At 62.7% G+C, this 20,570-nt stretch carries 9 protein-coding genes; 7 read left to right on the top strand and 2 right to left on the bottom strand.

Going from position 1 to position 20,570, the window contains the following annotated elements:
- The first annotated feature begins 222 nt into the window (after nucleotides 1–222).
- From ACZY0Q_RS20085 to ACZY0Q_RS20055, 7 genes are all read left to right on the top strand, one after another.
- The gene (locus ACZY0Q_RS20085) at nucleotides 223–1,752 is read left to right on the top strand and encodes a hypothetical protein (protein ID WP_463919539.1); all 1,530 of its coding nucleotides are present in this window, start codon (nucleotides 223–225) and stop codon (nucleotides 1,750–1,752) included.
- A 292-nt stretch (nucleotides 1,753–2,044) separates the two neighbouring features.
- Nucleotides 2,045–2,509, top strand: coding sequence for a single-stranded DNA-binding protein (locus ACZY0Q_RS20080; RefSeq protein WP_069953159.1), 465 nt, complete (start codon nucleotides 2,045–2,047; stop codon nucleotides 2,507–2,509).
- 234 nt (nucleotides 2,510–2,743) lie between these two features.
- Nucleotides 2,744–3,217 carry a hypothetical protein gene (locus tag ACZY0Q_RS20075; RefSeq protein ID WP_463919535.1) on the top strand — a complete coding sequence of 158 codons (474 nt, stop codon included), beginning with the start codon at nucleotides 2,744–2,746 and terminating at the stop codon, nucleotides 3,215–3,217.
- Between the two features lie 83 nt (nucleotides 3,218–3,300).
- On the top strand, nucleotides 3,301–11,112 hold the full coding sequence (locus ACZY0Q_RS20070; RefSeq protein WP_463919532.1) for a DEAD/DEAH box helicase family protein: 7,812 nt from the start codon (nucleotides 3,301–3,303) through the stop codon (nucleotides 11,110–11,112).
- Between the two features lie 97 nt (nucleotides 11,113–11,209).
- On the top strand, nucleotides 11,210–12,847 hold the full coding sequence (locus ACZY0Q_RS20065) for a hypothetical protein (RefSeq protein ID WP_463919530.1): 1,638 nt from the start codon (nucleotides 11,210–11,212) through the stop codon (nucleotides 12,845–12,847).
- Nucleotides 12,848–12,927: 80 nt separating this feature from the next.
- On the top strand, nucleotides 12,928–14,235 hold the full coding sequence (gene dcm, locus ACZY0Q_RS20060; RefSeq protein WP_463919528.1) for a DNA (cytosine-5-)-methyltransferase: 1,308 nt from the start codon (nucleotides 12,928–12,930) through the stop codon (nucleotides 14,233–14,235).
- A gap of 3 nt (nucleotides 14,236–14,238) precedes the next feature.
- Complete coding sequence (locus ACZY0Q_RS20055) at nucleotides 14,239–15,504, top strand: type II restriction endonuclease (protein WP_463919525.1); 1,266 nt, start codon at nucleotides 14,239–14,241, stop codon at nucleotides 15,502–15,504.
- 530 nt (nucleotides 15,505–16,034) lie between these two features.
- Here the strand turns inward: ACZY0Q_RS20055 and ACZY0Q_RS20050 are convergent.
- Together ACZY0Q_RS20050 and ACZY0Q_RS20045 are read right to left on the bottom strand one after the other, a co-directional pair.
- Nucleotides 16,035–16,379, bottom strand: a complete 345-nt coding sequence (locus ACZY0Q_RS20050; protein ID WP_463919522.1) for a hypothetical protein — start codon at nucleotides 16,377–16,379, stop codon at nucleotides 16,035–16,037.
- Between the two features lie 724 nt (nucleotides 16,380–17,103).
- The gene (locus tag ACZY0Q_RS20045) at nucleotides 17,104–20,478 is read right to left on the bottom strand and encodes a serine hydrolase (protein ID WP_463919521.1); all 3,375 of its coding nucleotides are present in this window, start codon (nucleotides 20,476–20,478) and stop codon (nucleotides 17,104–17,106) included.
- Nucleotides 20,479–20,570 lie beyond the last annotated feature (92 nt).

Raw genomic sequence — 20,570 nt, 5'->3', positions numbered from 1 at the left:
TCAAGAGTCAGCTCATCAGACTTTACGTCGGCTTCTACCCTAGGTTGAGAACTGGGACACCCTTTATATGCATGGCTTAGTCGAACTGCTAATTCTGTTTGCATTGCCCACGCGTGTGTGCCCCTCGGAGGGAACCAACTTTAGGTACGGTGCAGGAATGAAGCGAACGTACCTCAACCAGATGGTTTGCACACGACGAACGCCCCACGCACCCAGACCTTGATGCCACGTAAACGAGTACGCCCCAAGGCAAAACCGGTCAAGGTCAAACTTCCTGAATGGATAATGGGCGGAGACCCTCAAAAGATCGCAGATGTCTGCGGATGGACAGTTGAGGGCACGGAAGAACCTGGCCTTTGGCTTATGGGGAGCCACGAGGGTGTTCACGGAACCACGAGTAATCTCCTCCGCATATCGAAGTTGGCCGACCGGAAGAACGGTCATCTCGCAGATGCTTACACTCGGATGCACAGGCTTAAGCGCCATGACGGAATAGCCGGCGATGATCTCTGGAACATAGCCAGGAACGCCCACAGCAGACTCGTGAAGCTCTACCCGGAAGAGTCCGCGACCATGTTACTCAGCATGCGAATGCTCATCACAGCCTCCAGAACAGCAGCCGAAGCTGCGAACATTACTCAACGGACTTTCACCGAGTATCTTCTACCTGTTGCAGCCAACCCCTCTGTCCACTTGGTAGAAATATCGGACACCTTGGGCTACCGATACACCGCCGCGAGGACGCTCCTGGCCACCAAGGACGAGGTCACGGCAGAATCATTCAAAGCAACGGACATGATTTCCCGGTCGTCCAGGGGCCTATTCTCAGACACCTCGATGGGTCTTGACGCCTATTTCGCCTGCATGTGCGCAAGCCTCAGTCCACTGGTCTGGGCATATCCCATAGGCCGGCCCGGAGGTGTGGTGCTGTTGCTATTCGGTGATGCCATGGCAGGACAGGAATCATCCGCCAGGGACAAGATCCAATTGCTCGCACCGGACCGCCTGGCCGCGGAAAATCATCGGCAACCCACCTCCAGTCCGGAGGTCTACGTCCGTGCTGCCAACTGGTGGGTCACCCAACTCAGCACTCTCTTTTCAATAATTACCGAACCAGCAAACTACGTCGAAGGCGAGCTGTACGACCCGGCGGAGGCCACCGAGAGGCTGTTAAGCGTCGAGCAGATGTTCCGAGACTGTCAATCCATCCTCACCCAGACTCGCGATGACCATGCCAGAACTACGTTAACTTTCACCCTACTTAAGAGACTCCAGGGACTCATTCCTAGCTACAACTGGAAGGCCGTCGTCGGCCACAACGCCCTTGAAAGCATTGTGGAAAAACTGCAGACGGATGTACCGGTAGAACTTCACGATGTATTCCTCGGACGCGCTGAGCGAGCAGTTCGGGCAGTGAAATCTCTGGAGAATGGCTTCTTCGCGGCAGGAGAGGACCCTGCGTGCCCTGTCGTTCTGCCCGACAAAAACGGATCTCGCGTCCCGACTGAACGAAGAAACGCAGTAACAGAATGGCTCCAACTCGTCCGGAACAGCCTCCACGGCTTCGACCAGCAGCCAAGTAGGCGCGACAGGGCACTCTTAGCTGCCCACGATGGAGTCATTCCAGGCGATTTCGCGGACGTGGCGTGGCTACACATCCTCGACCTCGTGGCACATCCTGAAAAACTAGCGAAGTTCGAGCTGCTGCGGAAAATCAACGAAAGCAAGACTCGCCGCACAAAACAAGATTGAGACTGCCACCATCCCAGTTCCTTGGAATCTGGACACTACCGAGGGGACACTCCCCCACTGCTCGGCGCCGGCGAGAGTGCTTTCCTGCGTCCGCGGTTTGCTCCGCGTGCTTTGGCCAGGGTGAGGCCTTTTCGTCTGCCTGGATTCGGTCGGTGCCGACTCATCCGGGTTCGCGTTCGAGCCGGTTTACATGGGTGAGCGTATGTCACACACCGTTCGGGATCCCCGGAGCGAACAGTGCGGTAGCGGGCACCAAACAGGTTGGTACCCACCGACTGAGGGAGCACCTGACATGGCTGGACGTCCAAGGCTCGATAAGCACACAGCAACGGGGAACCTCGTCGATGATCCGGTAACACGCGAGGTAAACGGATCGAAGCTCGTCACTTTCCGTCTGGCGGACACACCCCGGGTCTTTGACCGTGAGGCCAACGAATGGAAGGACGGCGAAGCGGTCTTCTACGACGTCGCCGTGAAGAGCGTCCGATTGGGGGAGAACGTCGTGGGCTCCCTCGCGAAAGGTAACCGGGCAACGGTCACGGGCAACTATGAGGCCGTCCCGTATGTGAACAAGGAAGGCAGCCCTGGCCTGAACCACAGAGTCTGGGCTGATGAAGTGTCTGCTTCGCTGGAGTTCGCCACGGTGGAGATCGCCCAGAACCCGAAACCGGGTCTCTGGGCCAAGGCGATGGACGCCCAAGTCGCTCCGGTCGATGTTGAACAGGCCACGGTTGACCGCGAATGGGGCCTCGTCTAAGTCCGCATACCTCGTTATTTTCCGGCCCGTCATGGCGTTCGCGTTGTGACGGGCTTGCGGCCGTTCTGAGCGGTCCCCGTTTTCCCTGGACTTGACATCCCGTTGGGAATGCCCACGTTATGTAAACCTGAAAGGCCGTGCACATGGCGCGACGAAATTTTGATCCGAACCAGACGAGTCTGTTTGACCTTCTGGGAGACATTGAGGAACCGGAGGTCAGCGATGGAGGACATGGTGAGCAGGCAGATGTTGCGCGAGGTGATGTCGGAAGCGCCATCGGACGAGTGGGAGGACCAAGCAACCGAGGACTGGGAGAACGATCCCGACGCCTGGAAGGATCCGCACTACGCAGCGCCCAGGATGGTGCCGCTGGTGGACCAGTTCAGGGACCTGTACGTGGACCAGAGCCTGCTGGAGGGGCTGAAGGGGGAACTCGGGGAAGCGAGTCCGGAGTTCGTCGACCTCGTGAAAGCGCGTTGGGCTCAGCTGGTCAGGGATGGCGATCCTTCTCTACCATTGACGGCGGATTCCCACGAGCTGCGCGCTCTGCCGGAGACGGACGTAGCGGTGACAATGGACCGGATGAACGAAATCCTGCGGACCGTGTTCGACTGGATGATCTCCCAGGGCAAGGAACCGATTCCGGGCTGGACCCAGTGGCTCGTCCAGCCGGGACCGCAGAGGATGATGGACCTGCTGGAGGACTAAGCGGGCTCCCGGTCGATTTCCGGCCGGGAACGGACGTCCGGCCGCCGGCGGGTGCGAAAGCCCGTGCGGCGGCGAACCTGGGGGTGCTGCGTCTGCTGCAGGATCTGCGCACGCAGGACCGGTACGCGACGGCCGCCGAGCAGGAAACCCTGGCCCGATGGTCCTCATGGGGTGCGGTGCCGCAGGTTTTCGAGGACCACCGTGAGGACTGGGCGAATGAACGTGCAGAACTCAAAGAGTTACTGACGCCGGCCGAATACGCGCAGGCGTCCGCGACAACGATCAACGCGCACTACACGGATCCGGCCGTCGTCAAAGCCGTCTGGGACAGCCTGGAGGGAGCCGGTTTCGCCGGCGGCACGGTGCTGGAACCCGGTTGCGGTGCCGGGACGTTTATCGGGCTGGCCCCGGACTCGGCGGTTATGGCTGGTGTTGAGCTGGACTCCACCACTGCCCGGATTGCCTCGCTGCTGTATCCCTCCGCCCAGGTACGGGCGGAGGGCTTTGAGCAGTCCCCGATCCCGGAGGGGGCAGTGTCCGCCGTTGTCGGCAACGTCCCGTTTGGGGACTTCGTTGTCCACGATGCCCGGTACAACACGTCCCGGCTGAGCATCCACAATTACTTCATTGCCAAGAGCCTGCGCCTGACCGCGCCGGGCGGCTACGTTGCGGTGCTCACCTCCACGTACACGATGGATGCGCAGTCGGCCAAAGCCCGCCGGCAGATCGCCAAGTACGGTGACCTTGTGGGTGCCGTGCGGCTGCCGACAAATGCGTTCAAGGCTGTGGCCGGCACCGAGGTCATGACCGACCTGCTGGTCTTTCGCCGCCGCAAAGATGCGGAAAAACCCGACGAGGACCGGATCCGGGGGTGGGTGGCCGTGTCCACGACGTGGGCGCAGCACCGCGAAACCGGACAGCCCACCAAAGTCTCCGTCGGCGGCCACTTCGCCGACAATGACGACGCACTGCTGGGGGTGCTCTCCGTCGGGCAGGGCATGTATAACGACTCCGCGCTGGAACTCAGCGGACCGGCAGGGCACCAGCTCGCGGACCTGATCCGGGAAAACCTCGGCGCACAACTGGCCGAAGCGGCCGAGGCCGGGCTCGGCTATGCGCCTGAGCCGATCACGGTACCCGAGGGCACCTTCACATCGGGTCTGCAGTTCCCGGCCGGCGCCGCCGAAGCCGTCACCGGTCACGTCCGCTATGACGCCGCCACCGGCTCGTTTGAACGGTTCAACGCCGGACGCGCGTGGGTATCCGCAACATGCCCTAAAACGCGGGTCCAGGAATCACTGGCGCTTCTGGGGATCCGCGACACCGTCCGGAACGTCATCGACTCCCAGCGGGCCGCTGCCCCGGAGAATGAGCGAGTAACGTTGCGCGAGGAACTGACTGCGCGCTATGACGCCTATGTTTCCGCGTACGGGCCGCTGAACCGGGCCGTGGTGACGGAAGCGAGGCCGCGTTCAGCAGCGGACATTGCAGCGCGCATGGCCACTTTGGAGCGGGAATGGCGGGCCGCACTTCCCATCGACGGATCCATTGAGCCGGGCTCATCGATCGTGCCCGCCGAAGTGAAGGACGTATGGCGGGAGCAGGCCGAACAGTCCCGACCGGCGACGCGCACCCAGGAACACCTGAAAATCCTGCGGGGGGACCCGTCACTGGGACTGGTGCTGGCGCTGGAGGTCTTTGACGAAGCGTCCGGGACGACAACGAAAGCCGCCGTGTTCGAACGCGACGTACTGGCATTCCGGGAGCGGCCCGAACGTGCCGAGACGGCGGCCGATGCGCTGGCGATCTCACTGGATGAAACCCGCTCTGTTGATCTGGATCGGATCGCAGGACTTCTGGGCGTCGAAACCTCCCAGGCACGGGAAATGCTCGGCTCGACCGTCTTCCCGGAACCGGGCACCGGAGCGCTGATCCCTGCCGTGAAGTACCTGTCCGGCGACGTCCGGGCAAAACTGGCCACCGCGCGGGCAGCGGCAGAGGTGGACGGGTCCTTCCTGGCCAACGTTGAAGCACTGGAAGGCGTCCTGCCCGAGCAGGTCTCGGCAATGGACATTATCGCCAAACCCGGCGTCCGCTACGCCGAACCGACCGACTATGAGACGTTCATCGCCGAAACATTCGATGTCCCCGTCACCGTGTCGATCTCACCCACCGACGGGACATGGGAGCTGCGCGGAACGGCCGGGGCAGCGAAGTACTCACCGGCCGTCCGGTTCGACTACGCAACCCCTGACCGGACACCGGTGGCGCTGCTGCAGTCCCTGATGAATAACCGCACCATCACGATCCGCCGCACCATCCACGACGAGAACGGCGCCGAACGCCAGGTCAAAGACGTCAAAGCCACACTGGAGGCACGCGACAAGGCAGCAAAAATCGCCGACAAGTTCGGCAGCTGGCTCTTCCGTGACGCCGCACGCGCCGTCCGGGTGACCGAGGCGTACAACGTCATGTTCAACTCCCACGTCTCCACGGACTACAAAGCGATCGGGGAGGGCCTCTCCCTGCCCGGACTGGACGCTTCGATTACCCCGCACGCCTACCAACGCAGCGCGGTCGCCCGGGTCGTAAACGAACCGACCGTGCTGCTGGATCATGTCGTGGGTGCAGGCAAGACCGGCACCATGGTCATGTCGGCGATGGAACTGCGCCGCACCGGCATCGCACAGAAGCCGGCCATCGTCGTCCCCAACCATCTGGTGGACCAGGTGAGCCGGGAATTCATCCAGTGGTACCCGTCCGCGAACGTCCTAGCGATCCCTACCGGCATCAACGCCAACGAACGCGCCTTCTGGGTGGCAGCCGCAGCAACAGGAGACTGGGACGCCGTGGTCATCCCGTCCACGGTGTTCGGGAAAATCCAGGTCGATCCGGCCCGCACCCAGGTGTGGCTGGAGGAACAGATTGTCGAACTCCGCGAGGCCAAGGCCGGCATGTCCAGCGAGGAGAAATCCCGGATCAAAGCCGTCGAAAAGGCCATCAAACGTATCGAGGAACGGCACGGGAAAATCACCACCGGCAAGGACACCGGAGTCACGTTCGAAGAGACGGGCATCGACTACCTGTTCGTGGATGAAGCCCACCACTACAAGAACCTGTTCCGACAGTCCGACTCCTACGAACTGGCGTGCACCGGCTCGGACCGGGCCTCGGATCTGGACTTCAAACTCCGGGCCTTGCGGGAGACCAAGGTCGAGGACGCCCGCCGTGGCGGCTACCACCGGGACGGGTACCTGCCGGCGGTGGCCACGTTCGCCACCGGAACGCCGGTGGCGAACTCCATGTCCGAGATGTGGGTCATGCAGCACTACCTGCGCCCGGACCTGCTGGACAGGGCTGGCCTGGTGGACGTGAACTCGTGGGCCAACCAGTTCACCGAACGGTCCACGGTGCTGCGCATCTCTCCTGCAGGCGGCGGATACGACCAGGTCGAGCGGATCAACAAATACATCAACGTCCCCGAGCTCGTGGGCCTCACCGCCCAGTTCTCCGACGTCATCACAGTCTCGGACATCACCGCGAAACTCCCGGTCCTGACCGGCGGGGAGCGGCGGCTCATCTCACGGGAACCATCCCTCGCGGTGGCGGATTATGTGGAAGATCTCGGACAGCGGGCCAAAAACCTTTCAGGCGTTGATCCGCGGGATGACAACATGCCCAAGATCACCAACGACGGGCGCATGGTCGCGCTGGATCCGCGGCTCAAAGGCCTGACAGCGGATGCCGACGGTGGAAGGCCGGCGCAGGTTGCTGTCGAAGTGTGGGCTATCCACGAACGCACGAAAGACACCGTCTACACGGCCCCTGACGGCAACCCCTCCCCGGTCACCGGCGGGCTACAGCTGCTCTTCTGTGACCGCGCGGTGCCCAACAATGCGGGCCGGTTCAGCATGTATGACGCGATCCGGGACAACCTTGTCGAGCACGGCATGGAGCGGGAGTTGATCGCGTTCATCCATGACGCCCCGAACGACATCGCCCGGGCGGAATTGTTCGACAAATGCAGGGACGGCCGGGTCAGTGTTCTGATCGGTTCGACGGAGCGCATGGGGACGGGAACGAACGTCCAGGCCCGGGCCGTCGCGCTGCACCACGTCGATGTGCCGTGGCGCCCGGCTGACCTTGAACAGCGTGAAGGGCGGGTGCTGCGACAGGGAAACCAGAACGATGAGACGACGATCCGCTCCTACGCCACGGCACAGACCTTCGACGTCTACATGTGGGACATGGTGGCCCGCAAAGCCAAGTTCATCAACCAGCTCAAAACCGGGGGCGTGCAGGGCCGGAGCATGGATGACGGCTTCGGCGATCTTGAACTGTCCGCCGGGCAGGCGGCTGCGGCGTTGTCCGGAGATCCCAGGCTGGAGCAGCTGGCATCCATGCAGATGGAGGAATCGAAACTCCAGTCACTCTTCCGCTCCTACACGGACGCGAAGCGCCGCAGCAAAGGTGAGCTGACGATCGCGCACTCGGCACTGGGCACCATGGAACGGGACCTGCCCGTTCTGGCCGCTGCACTGCCGGGCCTGACTGACACCCGCGGCGAGGCGTTCACCATGACCGTCGGCGCACAGGAGTATCGGGAACGAGTGGGCGCGGCCGGGGCGCTGCACCGCACCGTCCTGGCCTCGGTCACTGCGCTTCCGGCCGGGGCCGGTCCCTACGTCCGCCTCGGCACTGTCGCATCCCTTCCGGTGGAAGGCCGCTACAACAACGGCACCCTCGAGCTCATGCTCGCCGGTTCCGGACACGCGCTCGTGCGTGTGGTGTGGGCCGAGTTCATCAAGGCCGAACCGCTGGGACTTGTCCGCCGGCTGGAGAACACGGCGGCCGCGTTGCCCCGGATCCACCAGGATCTCCTGGAGCGGCAGACCACGTACCGGCAGGCAATACCATCACTGGAAGAGACGCTGGCAATGCCGTTTGAACACGCCGCCGAACTGACCGGCCTGCAGCAGAAAATCAGTGACCTGATGACGGACATGGGCCTGAACCAGGACGAAGACGAACAAACCGCCGAAACGCCACCTGTCGCGGGCGACACACTGCGGCTGCTCGCCGGAAACACGGACAAGTTCGCGGTCTCCGGCCTGCGCGACGGCGACGTCGTCACCGGCATCCAAGGCCGCGGCCAACAGCTGTTCCAGGTCGAATCAGTCAAGGCCGGGGACGGCGCGGTGCTGCGCCCGCTCGGTGACGCCGATGAGCGCAGCGACGACGCGCACATCGCCTACTTCCGCGACGTGGAACTGGTCAACCGGCCCCAGAGAACCCTGACCCGGTTCGAGCGGGTCTTCCTCTCCGTGAAGGACACCGACGCCGTGGCCACCAAAGACACGGACGTCCGCAACGGCGAACGGATCACCGTCGAGAGGCGGACACTGGACCCGGAAACACGGACCGAAACAGGCAAGGTCATGATGGTCACCGGCACCGTGGAAGTGGCCGAGGGTGAATGGCGTGTCACCGACGACGCCGGATCCAGTCACCGCTTCCGCCGCTCCTCATGGGCTGCCCTGACACCGGTGCTGCGCCATGATGTCATCGCCCCCGACGCGGTAGCGAAAGAAGCAGCGAGTGCCGCTTCGGCAGCGGCGACGATGAGCGCCCAGGATTTCCTGCCCGGAGACGTCCTGCTGGAGGACGTAACGGGGCTCGGGCTGCGCGGCGACGTCGCCACCGGAGCCACCCTGTACTCGGGAACCAAGTTCATCGACCCCGACATGGGCATGGAACGCAAGAACACCGACCGTTATGTGCCGGCCGCCGTGTCATACCAGCCAGGTAGGCTGCTGACCACAGAAGAAACCGCCCAGTTGTTCCCGGACGGTTTCGGGGACACCGTGGGGGACCTCCGCCCGGGCGATATCGTCTCCGTCCATGAACTGGACCGCAACCAGTCCAGGCGCGGAAACGTGACAGTGACCGGCCGGAACTCCGGGACGATGGTTGACTTCCGCTACCGCTTCGATGACGGGGCGACAGGTGCGTGCCGGCGCCGCACCGACCAGAGCATCACCGTCCACGCCCGACGCTACGGCGCGCTGACGACGTTCGAAAACGCGCTGCTGCAGGCGCCGGGGAAAGTCCGCGAACAAGCGGCCGCGCTCCTGACGCGCGAGCACGTTGGCCAGTGGGTGCGCCTCAGTGCCAGCCCCGGGACGGTGCCTGCGTGGAACAAGTCCGAGATCGTTCTCGGCCGCCTCATAGAAGCGGAGAGGATCCCTGCTCCGGATGCCCGAAGCGGACCCACCCTGCGGCTTCAGATCGAAGCACCCGGCGGGACGCGCAGCAGCTGGGCCGCACAGGGCAACACCACGACACTGCTCTGGGACGGTGAACTGCCGGAGACCCCGTTGGACTTCAGCGGCGTCTCCCTGGACATGGCACCCGTGCCTGTCACGTCACCGCCGGCGGCACCCGCGGACATCATCGAGGTACTCGCTACCGGGTTCGAGGACCATCTCATCATCTCCACCGTGGACCTGCCGGCAGCGAAGGCCCCGGCGGAAGCAACCCCGGCCATCGATCCACCAGAGGGCGCTCCCGTCTTGGAGCACAGTGCAGAAGGAACGACCCTGACAGGGGTGGGCAGGGAGAACAAGGCGCTCCACGGCGCGCTTAAGGACTCCGGATTCAAGTTCTCCCGCCGCCAGGAGTTCTGGTACCTACCCAGGAACTACAAGACATCCACCCGGGACATGAATGTCCGCCAGCTGCTCTCCGCGGCCGGGCGTCTCGGGGAACCCATCAGCCTCAACGAAGCGGAAGGGGCGCGTCGCATGGCGATCCTGAAAACAGGGGACTGGGTCAGCATCCGGCCCGGAACAGCGACCATCCACGGCATCGACGCCTTCGGAATGCCCACCGCCGTCAAAGACTTCCCCGCCATGGTCGGCAAGGTCGGGGCGAACCCGGGACAGCACCGCGTGCCGGTCGAGGTGACCGTCGCAGGCAAGGTGCACACCTTCGAGATCAGCGGCGAATCCGGGGCACTGGAAGTGATGGACAGCCCCGAGACGGCACCGTCACCGCCGGACGAGGTGCACATGACCCTGGACAGGATCGCCGGCAGGAGAGTCTGCGAGGTTGAACCCGGGCAGCGGATCAGCGTCAGCGGAAAGGCCCTCACGCTGGAGGCCCTCCAGTCCTTCCAGCGGGAACGCTTCGATGACGCCCTCGTCCTCGCCGTGGAACCCGGACCCGTGCAGTCCGTGCAGTATCTGCTGCTGGACAGGGGAGCGGACCGGCTGTGGGTGGAAGCCACCGCCATGGAAAGGGTCCCTGTGATCGCCACCGAACCGGTGCACGAGACACATTTTGCGCCTCCGCGCTTCCGCCGGGACCCGCTGCGGGACGTCACTACAGGCGAGAAGGTAGCCGCCACCGGTATCCGGAGCTCAACGGTGAACACGCGCATCGAAGAGATCGTCAGCGCCAGCGGCACCCTCGCGGCCATAGCCAGGGTCAACGACACGGACTATGACCTCACCATCGACACCAGGAGGGGCCCTGTCACCCTCCGGCAAGGGCCCGGCGGGTACCTGCCCGAAGTCACCACCATGGTCAGCGGCACCACACAAGGCGGGGTTCCGCCGGTGGACGAGGCCACGCGGTCTGTGAGCGCGGCGCAGCTCAGCCCCGGAGACATTCTGGTCAACGCCAGCGGAGAACGTGCGACGGTCGTGGCCACACGGCCGGCGGGCGAACTGACGGAGGTCATGGTCACGACCGGCAGCGGCGAAAAGGGCGTCATCAAAGCAGAGAAGGATCGTCCCTTTATCGTCGAAAAACCGAAGCCTGAACCGGGCAATGCAGCGCCCGACCCGGTCCCTGTGATCGGCCCAGCCCCCGAGGTAGGACCATTCCTCTGATTCCACTATTCGGCCCGGCGGCGGCGGACACATCGTCCGCCGCAGCCGGGCCGAACTGTTTAACAACAGCGCCAGTCAACGAGAGAGGCCGATAACCATGGCAGCAGAAGTGAGCTTCAACCACATCGAGGACGTGCCGCTCGGCGCCGTGATAGACGTCGAGGGAAGTCCGTACGATCTCGTCACAGACGAAAAGTACAGGACAAGCATCTACGGCGAGGTCCGCCTCCTGGGGCGCTCCTACGCATACTTCACCGGCTCAACGATGATCCACGTCGATCATGGAAGCTCGACGGACTGGTTGATTGTCCCGAACGAGCAGCAGATCATCATGATCGAGCCACCCGAACCAGGCCTTGAAATCCCCGTGGTGCCTGCACCACGGTTGCAGTTACTTGACCTCAGTGACAGGTGGAACCTGCCCGGCGGGAATGTCCTCATCACCGGTGTCAGGCGTTCACCCTATGGGCTGGTTGACCCGGTCAGGCAAACACTCATGGGCACGATCCAAGGTTTGTACCCGGCACCGGATCGCCAAGTCCTTGTCGCCCTGGCAACAGATGATGGGGAACAGCAACTCCTCGTCGATGCCGCCATTGAACTCTCCAACGCCAAGGCATGGGTTCTCCCCGGCACACCACCCGTTCCCACACTCTGGGACGTCCTCGAGCGTGGGGAACAGCGCGCGAAGCCGGAGAGCAACGGTTCAGGGGGTACTGACTGGGACACCGTGTCCGCGGAACCTCCTCTGACGCCGGAGACATTGGTGACGTGGGATGACAGCCAAGATCCGGCAAATAATTACAAAGCAGCGTTCATTGACGAAAACCGTTGGAATGGCTGGGCGAAGCCTTACTTTGGACAGGAGGAATGCATCCGGCTCGCCTCGCACCAAATCTCCGCCGGTGAAACTGCGCAGTACGACTACGATGCCGCCCGAGACGTCTGGCAAGAGATTGACCCGGAAGAGGGCTACCGCGCCGACTGCCGGACAAAAGAAATCAACGGCAGCCGGTGCCATGAGCTCGGAAGCGGATTCACATGGCTGGAGGTCACACCGGAGCTCACATCCGAGGAAAACGAAACCCTTCTCGGCCCGGCCAGCACCCACGTGGGCGCAATGCCCGGAGCACTGGCCGGGGTGGGGGAGCATCCCTCGGGCGCACACCTGTGGGCAGAGCAAGAACTTGACCAACTCCCCGTCGGCGCTGTCATGCACAGCGAAAACGTGAACGTGGCGTGGATCAAGACTGAGATGAAGGTGTGGGCGAACTACGAGAACTGGAGAAGCAGTCCGATTGCAAGCGCAGAGCTTGCCCATATCTCAGGCGGTGAGCTGCGCAAAGGCACCGGGTACTTTGAAGACCTTGCAACAGGGCGTGCCGTCCTTCCGTCCCTGCCGCTGGACCCAGAGCAACCTCCGGCGGCGGTTAGGGCAGAGGTCAGGACCGAACGTCCGGAGGCCACACGGGTCAGCGTTCTCGGGTTGAAGAAAAGCTCACTGATCGTCAACGACGCCGGAGCGGTCGCGAAAGTGGAGCGAGTCCTTCGTAGCGGCGACGACGTCCACCTGCGTGTGAGAAACGAACACGAGCAGCTGGGGAAGCTCACCGTTGCCCCGGACAAACATTTCTTGCAGCTACCCGCTGGTGCCGAGTTGGTGGCGGCCCCGCAACAAGCCGGCCCCGTCCTCGAATTAGCTCACAATCCCCACGACGGACCGTCACTGTCGTAGCTACCCGCCAAGATGGACGTTCACTTCCCGTATACGGCGCGCCGCCCGGAGCTGGGTCAAAAAGATGACAGGATGTCACGATGACGACACATTCACCGGAGCAGGTTACCGGCCTTTTGACCCAGGCGCTGGAGCGCTTCACCAAGGCCGAACTGGCTTCAGCACTCGGAGTGGACACGCGGACCGTGAGCCGCTGGTCGGCGGGGGAATACACTCCGAAGACCTTCGTCGGGGCCGCTCTGGAGTCACTGTTAACACCACGGTCCATCCAGAAGCATGAAGATCCCGAGTTTACCTTCATCGACCTGTTCGCCGGAATCGGCGGGATCCGCCAGGGCTTCGAGAAGCATGGCGGCGACTGCGTATTCACCTCGGAATGGAACGCGTTCTCGAAGAAGACCTACACCGTGAACTTCGGCAGCGGACACCAGTTCATCGGCGACATTGTCGGGCAGCAGAACAACGTCCCGGTCCACGACGTCCTCCTTGGAGGTTTCCCGTGCCAGCCGTTCTCCATCGCAGGAGTGAGCAAGAAGAACTCGCTCGGGCGCCCGCACGGCTTCGACGACCCGACCCAAGGCACCCTGTTCTTCGAAATCAAGGAGATCATCAAGACCACCCAGCCGGCGGCATTCGTTCTGGAGAATGTGAAGAACCTCAAGAGCCATGACAAGGGCAACACCTTCAAAATCATCATGCAGGTTTTGCGGGAAGAGCTCGGCTACGACGTCCACGAGAAGGTCATCGACGGCGGGCACTTCACGCCCCAGCATCGTGAGCGGATCATCATCGTCGGCTTCGCCCGGAAGACGGACTTCACGTGGGGGGACCTCGTGCTGCCGGAGAAAACCAGCCACAAGCTCGGCGATATTCTCCACCGCACCGACGGAACGGAACCGGTCCTCGCCCACGACGGGGATAAGTACTTCGACCACGAACAGAAGAAGGTCAACGACAAGTTCACCCTCACCGAGAACCTGTGGACATACCTGCAGAACTACGCCAAGAAGCACAAAGCCGCCGGTAACGGTTTTGGTTTCGGGCTGGTCAACGCTGAGGGCCGGACCCGCACGCTGTCGGCCCGGTACCACAAGGACGGATCAGAGATCCTGGTCGAACAGCCCGGGCAGCGTCCGCGCAGGCTCACGCCGCGCGAATGTGCCCGCCTCATGGGTTTTGACGACAGCTTTGTCATCCCGGTCAGCGATACCCAGGCGTACCGTCAGTTCGGCAACAGCGTCGTCATGCCGGTATTCCAGGAGGTGGCCCGCATCATGAAGCCGCACCTGCTGCAGGTCAAGGCAACGATCGCGGCGGAAAAGGAAGTAGCAGAAGGCGCCGAAGCGGTGCTGCAGGAAACGCCCGCCATGGCGGACGCGGCCGCCTAAGCCATGATCCGGATTGGGGACTATTTCCAGGGCTTCGCAACCAAAGTCCTGGCTGACGTTGACGTCAACAAACTGACATCGAACCAGCACGAGTTCAACGGAAGCAAAGCTTTCCGGGACCTGCTAGGCACTCCCGTCGGAAAGATGCACTTACCGACGAAGATGGCATACCTCGATGATGATCTGGAGGAAATGCCGGAGCTGTTCGAAACGTCGCTGACGTGGTACGACAGCCGCGAGAAGAAGGAGACGCGCGGTCCGGAGTACCGGCTGCTGTACCTCTCCGCAGCAGAGCACATCATCTACCGGGCCAACGCCGGTGACACGATGTTCCTCGCCAAGGAAGACGGCGGGAGCCTCATTCTTGTGATCGCCAAACAGGGCTCAACGATCCTGCGGCAGCTTCAATGGATCTTCGATGTCCAGAACACCACCGAGACGGTGTTCGTCACCACCAGCATGGAACGCCAGCCCGAACGCGAGGAAATGGCCAGCGAGGAACTTCTGGCGCTGCTGGGCATCGAGGTGGACCTGGGCGATGACCGGCTGCTGGAGGCAATCCTGCGAAAATTCCACAGCGAGCTGTGGCCATCGACTCCGCACTTCGCCGCTTTTGCCCGATCAATGGTCAAGGACGCCGACCCCGTTACAGACCCTGACGGCACGCTCATGAGCTGGGTCGGCATGGAACACCGGCTCTTCCGGACGCTGGAAAAACACCGGATAAGCGAAAGCATTTCCAACGGCTTCCTTGGCCCGGACGGCAACGTGGACGTCGACGCATTCCTGAAGCTGTCCCTCTCCGTTCATAACCGCAGGAAGTCCCGTGCCGGGCTGTCGCTGGAAGAACACATCGCAGCCGTGTTCACCGCCCACGGAGTCCGGTTCGTGAAGAAGGCCAAAACGGAGGGCAAAAAGGAACCTGACTTCCTCTTCCCCTCCAAACGGGACTACGACGATCCGCGGTTCCCGCCCGCGTTGCTGACCATGCTCGGATCCAAGACGACCCTGAAAGACCGGTGGCGGCAGGTACTCAACGAGGCTGACCGCATCCCGGACAAGCACCTTCTGACGCTTCAACCCGCCATTTCAGAGGACCAGACAGCCGAGATGCGAGCCGAACGACTCCAGCTGGTGATCCCGAAGCAACTCCATAGCCCTGGCTTCACCGAAGCCCAACAGCAGTGGCTGATGGGTCTCGATGACTTCATGAACGAAATCAAACACAGGGAACAACAGGCGCCGGCCACGGTAGATCACCTCTTCTGACCGCCCTGCCCGAAGCACGCACCCGGAGACACAGAAGGAAGCAGCGCCGGTATTTCTTGCCAAAAGGGGCTCTCCTGACATGAATGTAGGTTCCGTTATTTCTGGTCGGGAAGCTCGATTCTGGCTGCTTGAGCACGGCGCTGGGCTGCCACAGATCGCCGACTTGATGGGTCATTCCTCGCTGGCGACCGCCAGGATCTATGCAGCAGTCGACGTCGCGACGTTACGCGAGGAGGACCGATCAGCCCGGCGGCCCGGGCCGCCGAGACAAAGTGTTGATCGGCGCACTTCCCAGCAAGCCCCAAGGTTCAGCTACGCATAATGAACCGAAGCTCCCGTCAACCGCTATTTGATCGGAGCTTCACGAAAGACTGGCACAACAGCGCAGGGGTACCTGTGTTTCCAGCGGGCCCACGGCTGGAAATTTCGCTGGACACCGGGGACCCGACGGCCGGCCGCATTCCTGGCGCCTTTCGGCACCTCTGGCCACTACCTGGTGTAGTCGCCAATGGAGGGATCCCTGCGTGGGTTTAGTCCTCATCGAGCTCTTCCGGCGTTGGGCCGATCGAGGCGTAACGCTCCAGATGTCCGGCCGGATTGTCGAGTGCCTGGCGCCATTGTTCCCTGATTTCCTGTGGCGCGGCGTCGAAATCGGTGGGGGTCGCGCTGATGATCTGGGAGATGCGGCCCGGGCTTCGGCCGGTCAGCGTCGCGAGTAGCGTCTGTTTGACGCCGAACTGGCCGGCGGCCGCCACGGCGTCCCGCTCGAATTGCTCCACGTCGGCCAGCTGCCGGGCCAGGGCCTCGCGGTGGCGGCTGAGCATCCACACGTAGGACGCGAGGGCCTTCTGGTCTTGCGTAAGCTTCTTCGTCATGATGCAATTGTAGTCAGATGATATTTCTTTATCTAACTAAATAATCTTTACTTGACATAATATCCATTATCGGCGTTAAAACGACGGGGTCTGAAGTAGTTACGAGACGGTCAGCAGTGAAAGCTCTGCACATCACCGCCTCCCAAGCCGTGGCCGCCCTGTCCTCGCACTTCATCGGCACGGCCTTGAGCCTCGGGATGGCAGACTTTGACTCTGCGGCGTTGAAGGATGCCAGACCCCGGCAACTGACCCAGGCCATCGCAGCGTGGCCCTACGAAACAACCGCAGTCGACGGTGTCACCTTTGCCTTCGGGCACGGTGATGACCTTCAACTATGGGCTGTCTTCGAACGGCCCGGAGACCCCGCGATCAGCCCGAAGCTGGACCGCCCCAAGATAGCCGACCTCCATCACAGCGCTGGTGACATCCTTGAAGCCGTCGAGATCCTCCGGCTTGATTGCGGGATGAATAGGCTGGGCCTTTTAGGGATGTCGGGCGTAGCCCGCCGCTGCACCGCAAGTGCAGGGGCGGGCTCCATCGGCCGTTATCCTTTTCTGGGGCGAAACCCGACAGTGATTCGCCCAAGGCTGCTTCGGCGTCGGCCCTCTTCGACGGTTGAGAACGATGGCGATTCCACGACGACAGTGCTACGGACGTCTGCCACCATGCGGGGCAGCCTTCGTTCCGCGCGGCGTGCAGGTGAGTGCGTGCCGCTGAGCCGACGCTAGTCATTGGCTACTGTCCGGGGATAGGCTCGAGTGCCGAAGTGCAGCAACGGGGCGTCCCCGAGGGTCTCAAAACTGATGCGGACCCAGTCGGAAGTACCCTGGGGAGCGGCTCCCAGGTACAGTGACCCGGCGGAGACCAGATCAAGAACCTTCGGCTCGCTCGCAACCGGCAAGCCGCTGGTGTCGTTGACCACCATCTGCCACTGGGCGATGTGCTGCCCGGACGAATTCTCGGCAGCCCTGATTTGGAGCCGCTGGCCTGCGGCCTCATACACCCCGGTGTAGTCACGCACGGGGGCAGGTCCCATATCCGTGGCCTGTTCACCCGGTGCAAAGGCTGGCGGCATGGTTGCGCCAGCCAGCGTGTGGGCGGCCTCGGCGAAGAGCTCGCGTTGGATTTTCTCGGAATCACCGCCGTTGACAGACAGGAAAAGTACAACGCCCTGTTCCGGAAAGAGACGGAGGTAGGAGTATTGGCCGAACGTGGCCCCGTTGTGGTTAATGGTCGGCACGCCGCCCCAGTCTTGGCGGCACCAGCCGAGGGCCCACTCGTCGGCCAAGGTGCAGGCGTGGCTCATCGGGAATTGGGCGGCGAGCATCTGATGTAGCTCGTCCTGGGGCAGCAGGGCATTTCCGCTTGGTAGGAAAGACCGCGCATAGGTCATCGTGTCGTCGGCCGACGCCGTGACCTGACCGGACGGTCCAGTACTGCGCGGGACGAGGAAGACCGGGCTGAGCGCGGTCTTTCCATCCACGTCCAGATGCCCGACGGCGAAGCGGTGGAGTGCTGTTTGCTCAGGCAAGGTAGTGGTCCGCTTAAGTGCCAGGGGGGCATAAATATGCTCCGCCAAGGCGGCGTCCCACGTCATGTCTCGAAGCACTTCAACTACTCGCCCGGCAATGACGAACCCGGTGTTGCAGTAGGACCAGGTTTCGCCCGGCGCGAACAACTGTGCGGCGGTGTGCAGGGAATCCACGAATTTGAGCAAACAGTCGTCGCCCCGCCCGGTGTCCGTGAAGATGTCCCCATCGATTCCGCTGGTGTGCGTGAGGAGGTGGCGCATGGTCACTTTGGCCGATGCGTCCTCGTCGGCCAGCCGGAATGCTGGCAGCACCGCCCGGATGGGCGCGTCGAGGTCCAGTTTCCCTTCGGCGACGAGTTGCAGGACCAGAGTGGTGGTCCACGTCTTACCGATGGACCCGAGCTGGAAAAGAGTGTCCCGGGTGACCGGCTCGCCGGTGTTGATATTGGTGACGCCGGTCGCCGCCACGCATCGTTCTTCTCGTCCGGTTCCGGACGCCGCGGCGTCTGTGCGCAAGATGCCGAACACGGCGCCCGGTACACGGTACTTGGCGGCCAAGGTTTCCAGCCGGTGCTGCCAGTAGGCGGCGTCGAGTACACGGGCGGCAGCTACTTGAGCGACGGGCGTTGCCGGCACGTGCCGTTCCAGCCAGTCGACCAGGCGGGTGCTGTAGTCGATTCGGTGGTGCAATTTCCCGTCAAAGATCAACGCATGACTCTCTCCGGGATAAAGCACCATCCTGGTGTCCACCCCGTTTAGACGAAGGGCCGCGAACCACTGTTCGGCCTGGTTGACAGGGCATCGCAGGTCATCCGCCCCGTGCAGGATCAGCGTTGGTGTTTTGACGTTGCCCGCCCGGGTGATCGGCGAGAGAGTCGCCGCTGATTCCGCCGTGCCGCCCAACTCGGAATTGGCCAGGAAGACGCCCTCATCGGAGGCGCCCGGGAGATGGCGAAGGTCGCACACCAGACCGCCGGCTACGGCTGCCGCGAAACGGTTGTCGACACTCGTTAGCGCGCATGTGGCGAACCCGCCGTAGCTGTAGCCGGTGATGGCCAACCGGTCCGGATCAGCCAATCCCTCGGCCACCAATTCGTCGATCGGTTCCATGAAGTCGATAAGGTCAGCGACCCCCCACTGATCCAAGACACCGCGCATGAAATCCTCGCCGTAGCCATCGCTTCCGCGCGGGTTCAGGACAAGCACGCTCCAGCCCTTGGCCGCCAGCATCTGATGATAGGGATGGACATGATCCGCTACGCCTGTCCACGCGTTATGCGGGCCGCCGTGCACGTCGAGCAGCAGTGGGGCCGGGCCGGATTGTGCCGCTTCGTCGCGAATCAGCCAGCCGGCCACAGTACCGCCGTCGGATAGGCTGAAGCTCCGTGGTTCGGGTTTGTACAGGGTCACATCGGGCAGGGAATCGGTCGTGTGAGATGTCAGGAAGTGGAGCCCCCCGCCTGCACCAACTATGGCGATCTCGCCGAAGTGTTCCTGGGTGGCCAGGACGACCGCGATGGTCCCGCCAGCCGATGACAGGCCGGAGACTACGAGGTGGTCACCGTCCACAACCGGGATGCAGCCGCTGTCCGCCGACGTGCGATATAGATGCGTATTGCCCCCCTCGCGGACGCAGAAAAGGATGTCCCCCTCTACGGTCAGCTCGGGCCTCCCTCCGGGGTAGCCGATGCCTCCCGGCATTACATTGCGGTCCAGGCCGGCGGTGAGCAGCACGTCCTGGTGATGCACGGTCTCATCGACGTATAGCTGCCAAAGACCGGCATTTCGAATGTCCGGTTCTGCCAGGCCGGTGGCAATAACGGAAGCTCCGTCAGGGCTCCACTTCAAGGCCCCGCTAATGGCGGAGGCCTGTCCGATCCTATGCAGCGCCAATGTGCTGTCGGCCAGTTCCAAATACCAAGCATGGCTGACCAGGGTGATGTCCCGGTCTGCGTCCATGGAGGCTGTGAAGGCCAATTTCGTCCCGTCTGCCGAAAGTGCGGGTTCCCCTGCCTCCCAGTCTCCATCAGTGAGCTGCCGGGACATGCCGGTGCTGCACTTGAACTCAAAAATGTGGCGACGACTCGCTCCCAGGTAGCCGACGCCGTCGGCCTTGTAGTCCAGACGGTCCGCGACAATCGGAGCGTTGGCGGTATCTCTCGGACGACCGATACTGACGGGCGCGCTGAAGTAAAGCGTGACGCCGTCAGCGGCCCAGGCAGGGACCCCCACACCGTGCGGAAACTCAGAGGCCAAAGTCAGCTGCCGGGGTTCGCCGCCGTTGATCGGCACGCTCCAAAGTTGGGACGGTCCGCCGGAGGCGGAGCGCAGGAAGGCGATCGTCGTGCCGTTGGGATTCCACACCGGCGATGAATCGTACCCGGAGGCGGTCAGTGGGAGGGCACGTCCGCCCTCTGAGGGAACCAGCCAAATGCTTGATGTTGCGGTGTTCAGGACGTCATCGATGCCTCCGCGTGCGTAGGCGACGGTGGAGCCGTCGGGGCTGACGGCCGGTGACACCGGCAGGGTCAGCCGAGCCAGGTCCTTTGCTTGGAATGTTCGTTTCACAGTGCTCCTTCGGATCGTGAATGGACGGTTACGATGGGACGATCGGGTCTTGCTGAATCGTCATAAATCCATACATTCTGGGCGTCGTTTTC

The organism is Pseudarthrobacter lactosi (assembly GCF_055412785.1).
This window is presented reverse-complemented; position numbering and strand designations above follow the sequence as displayed.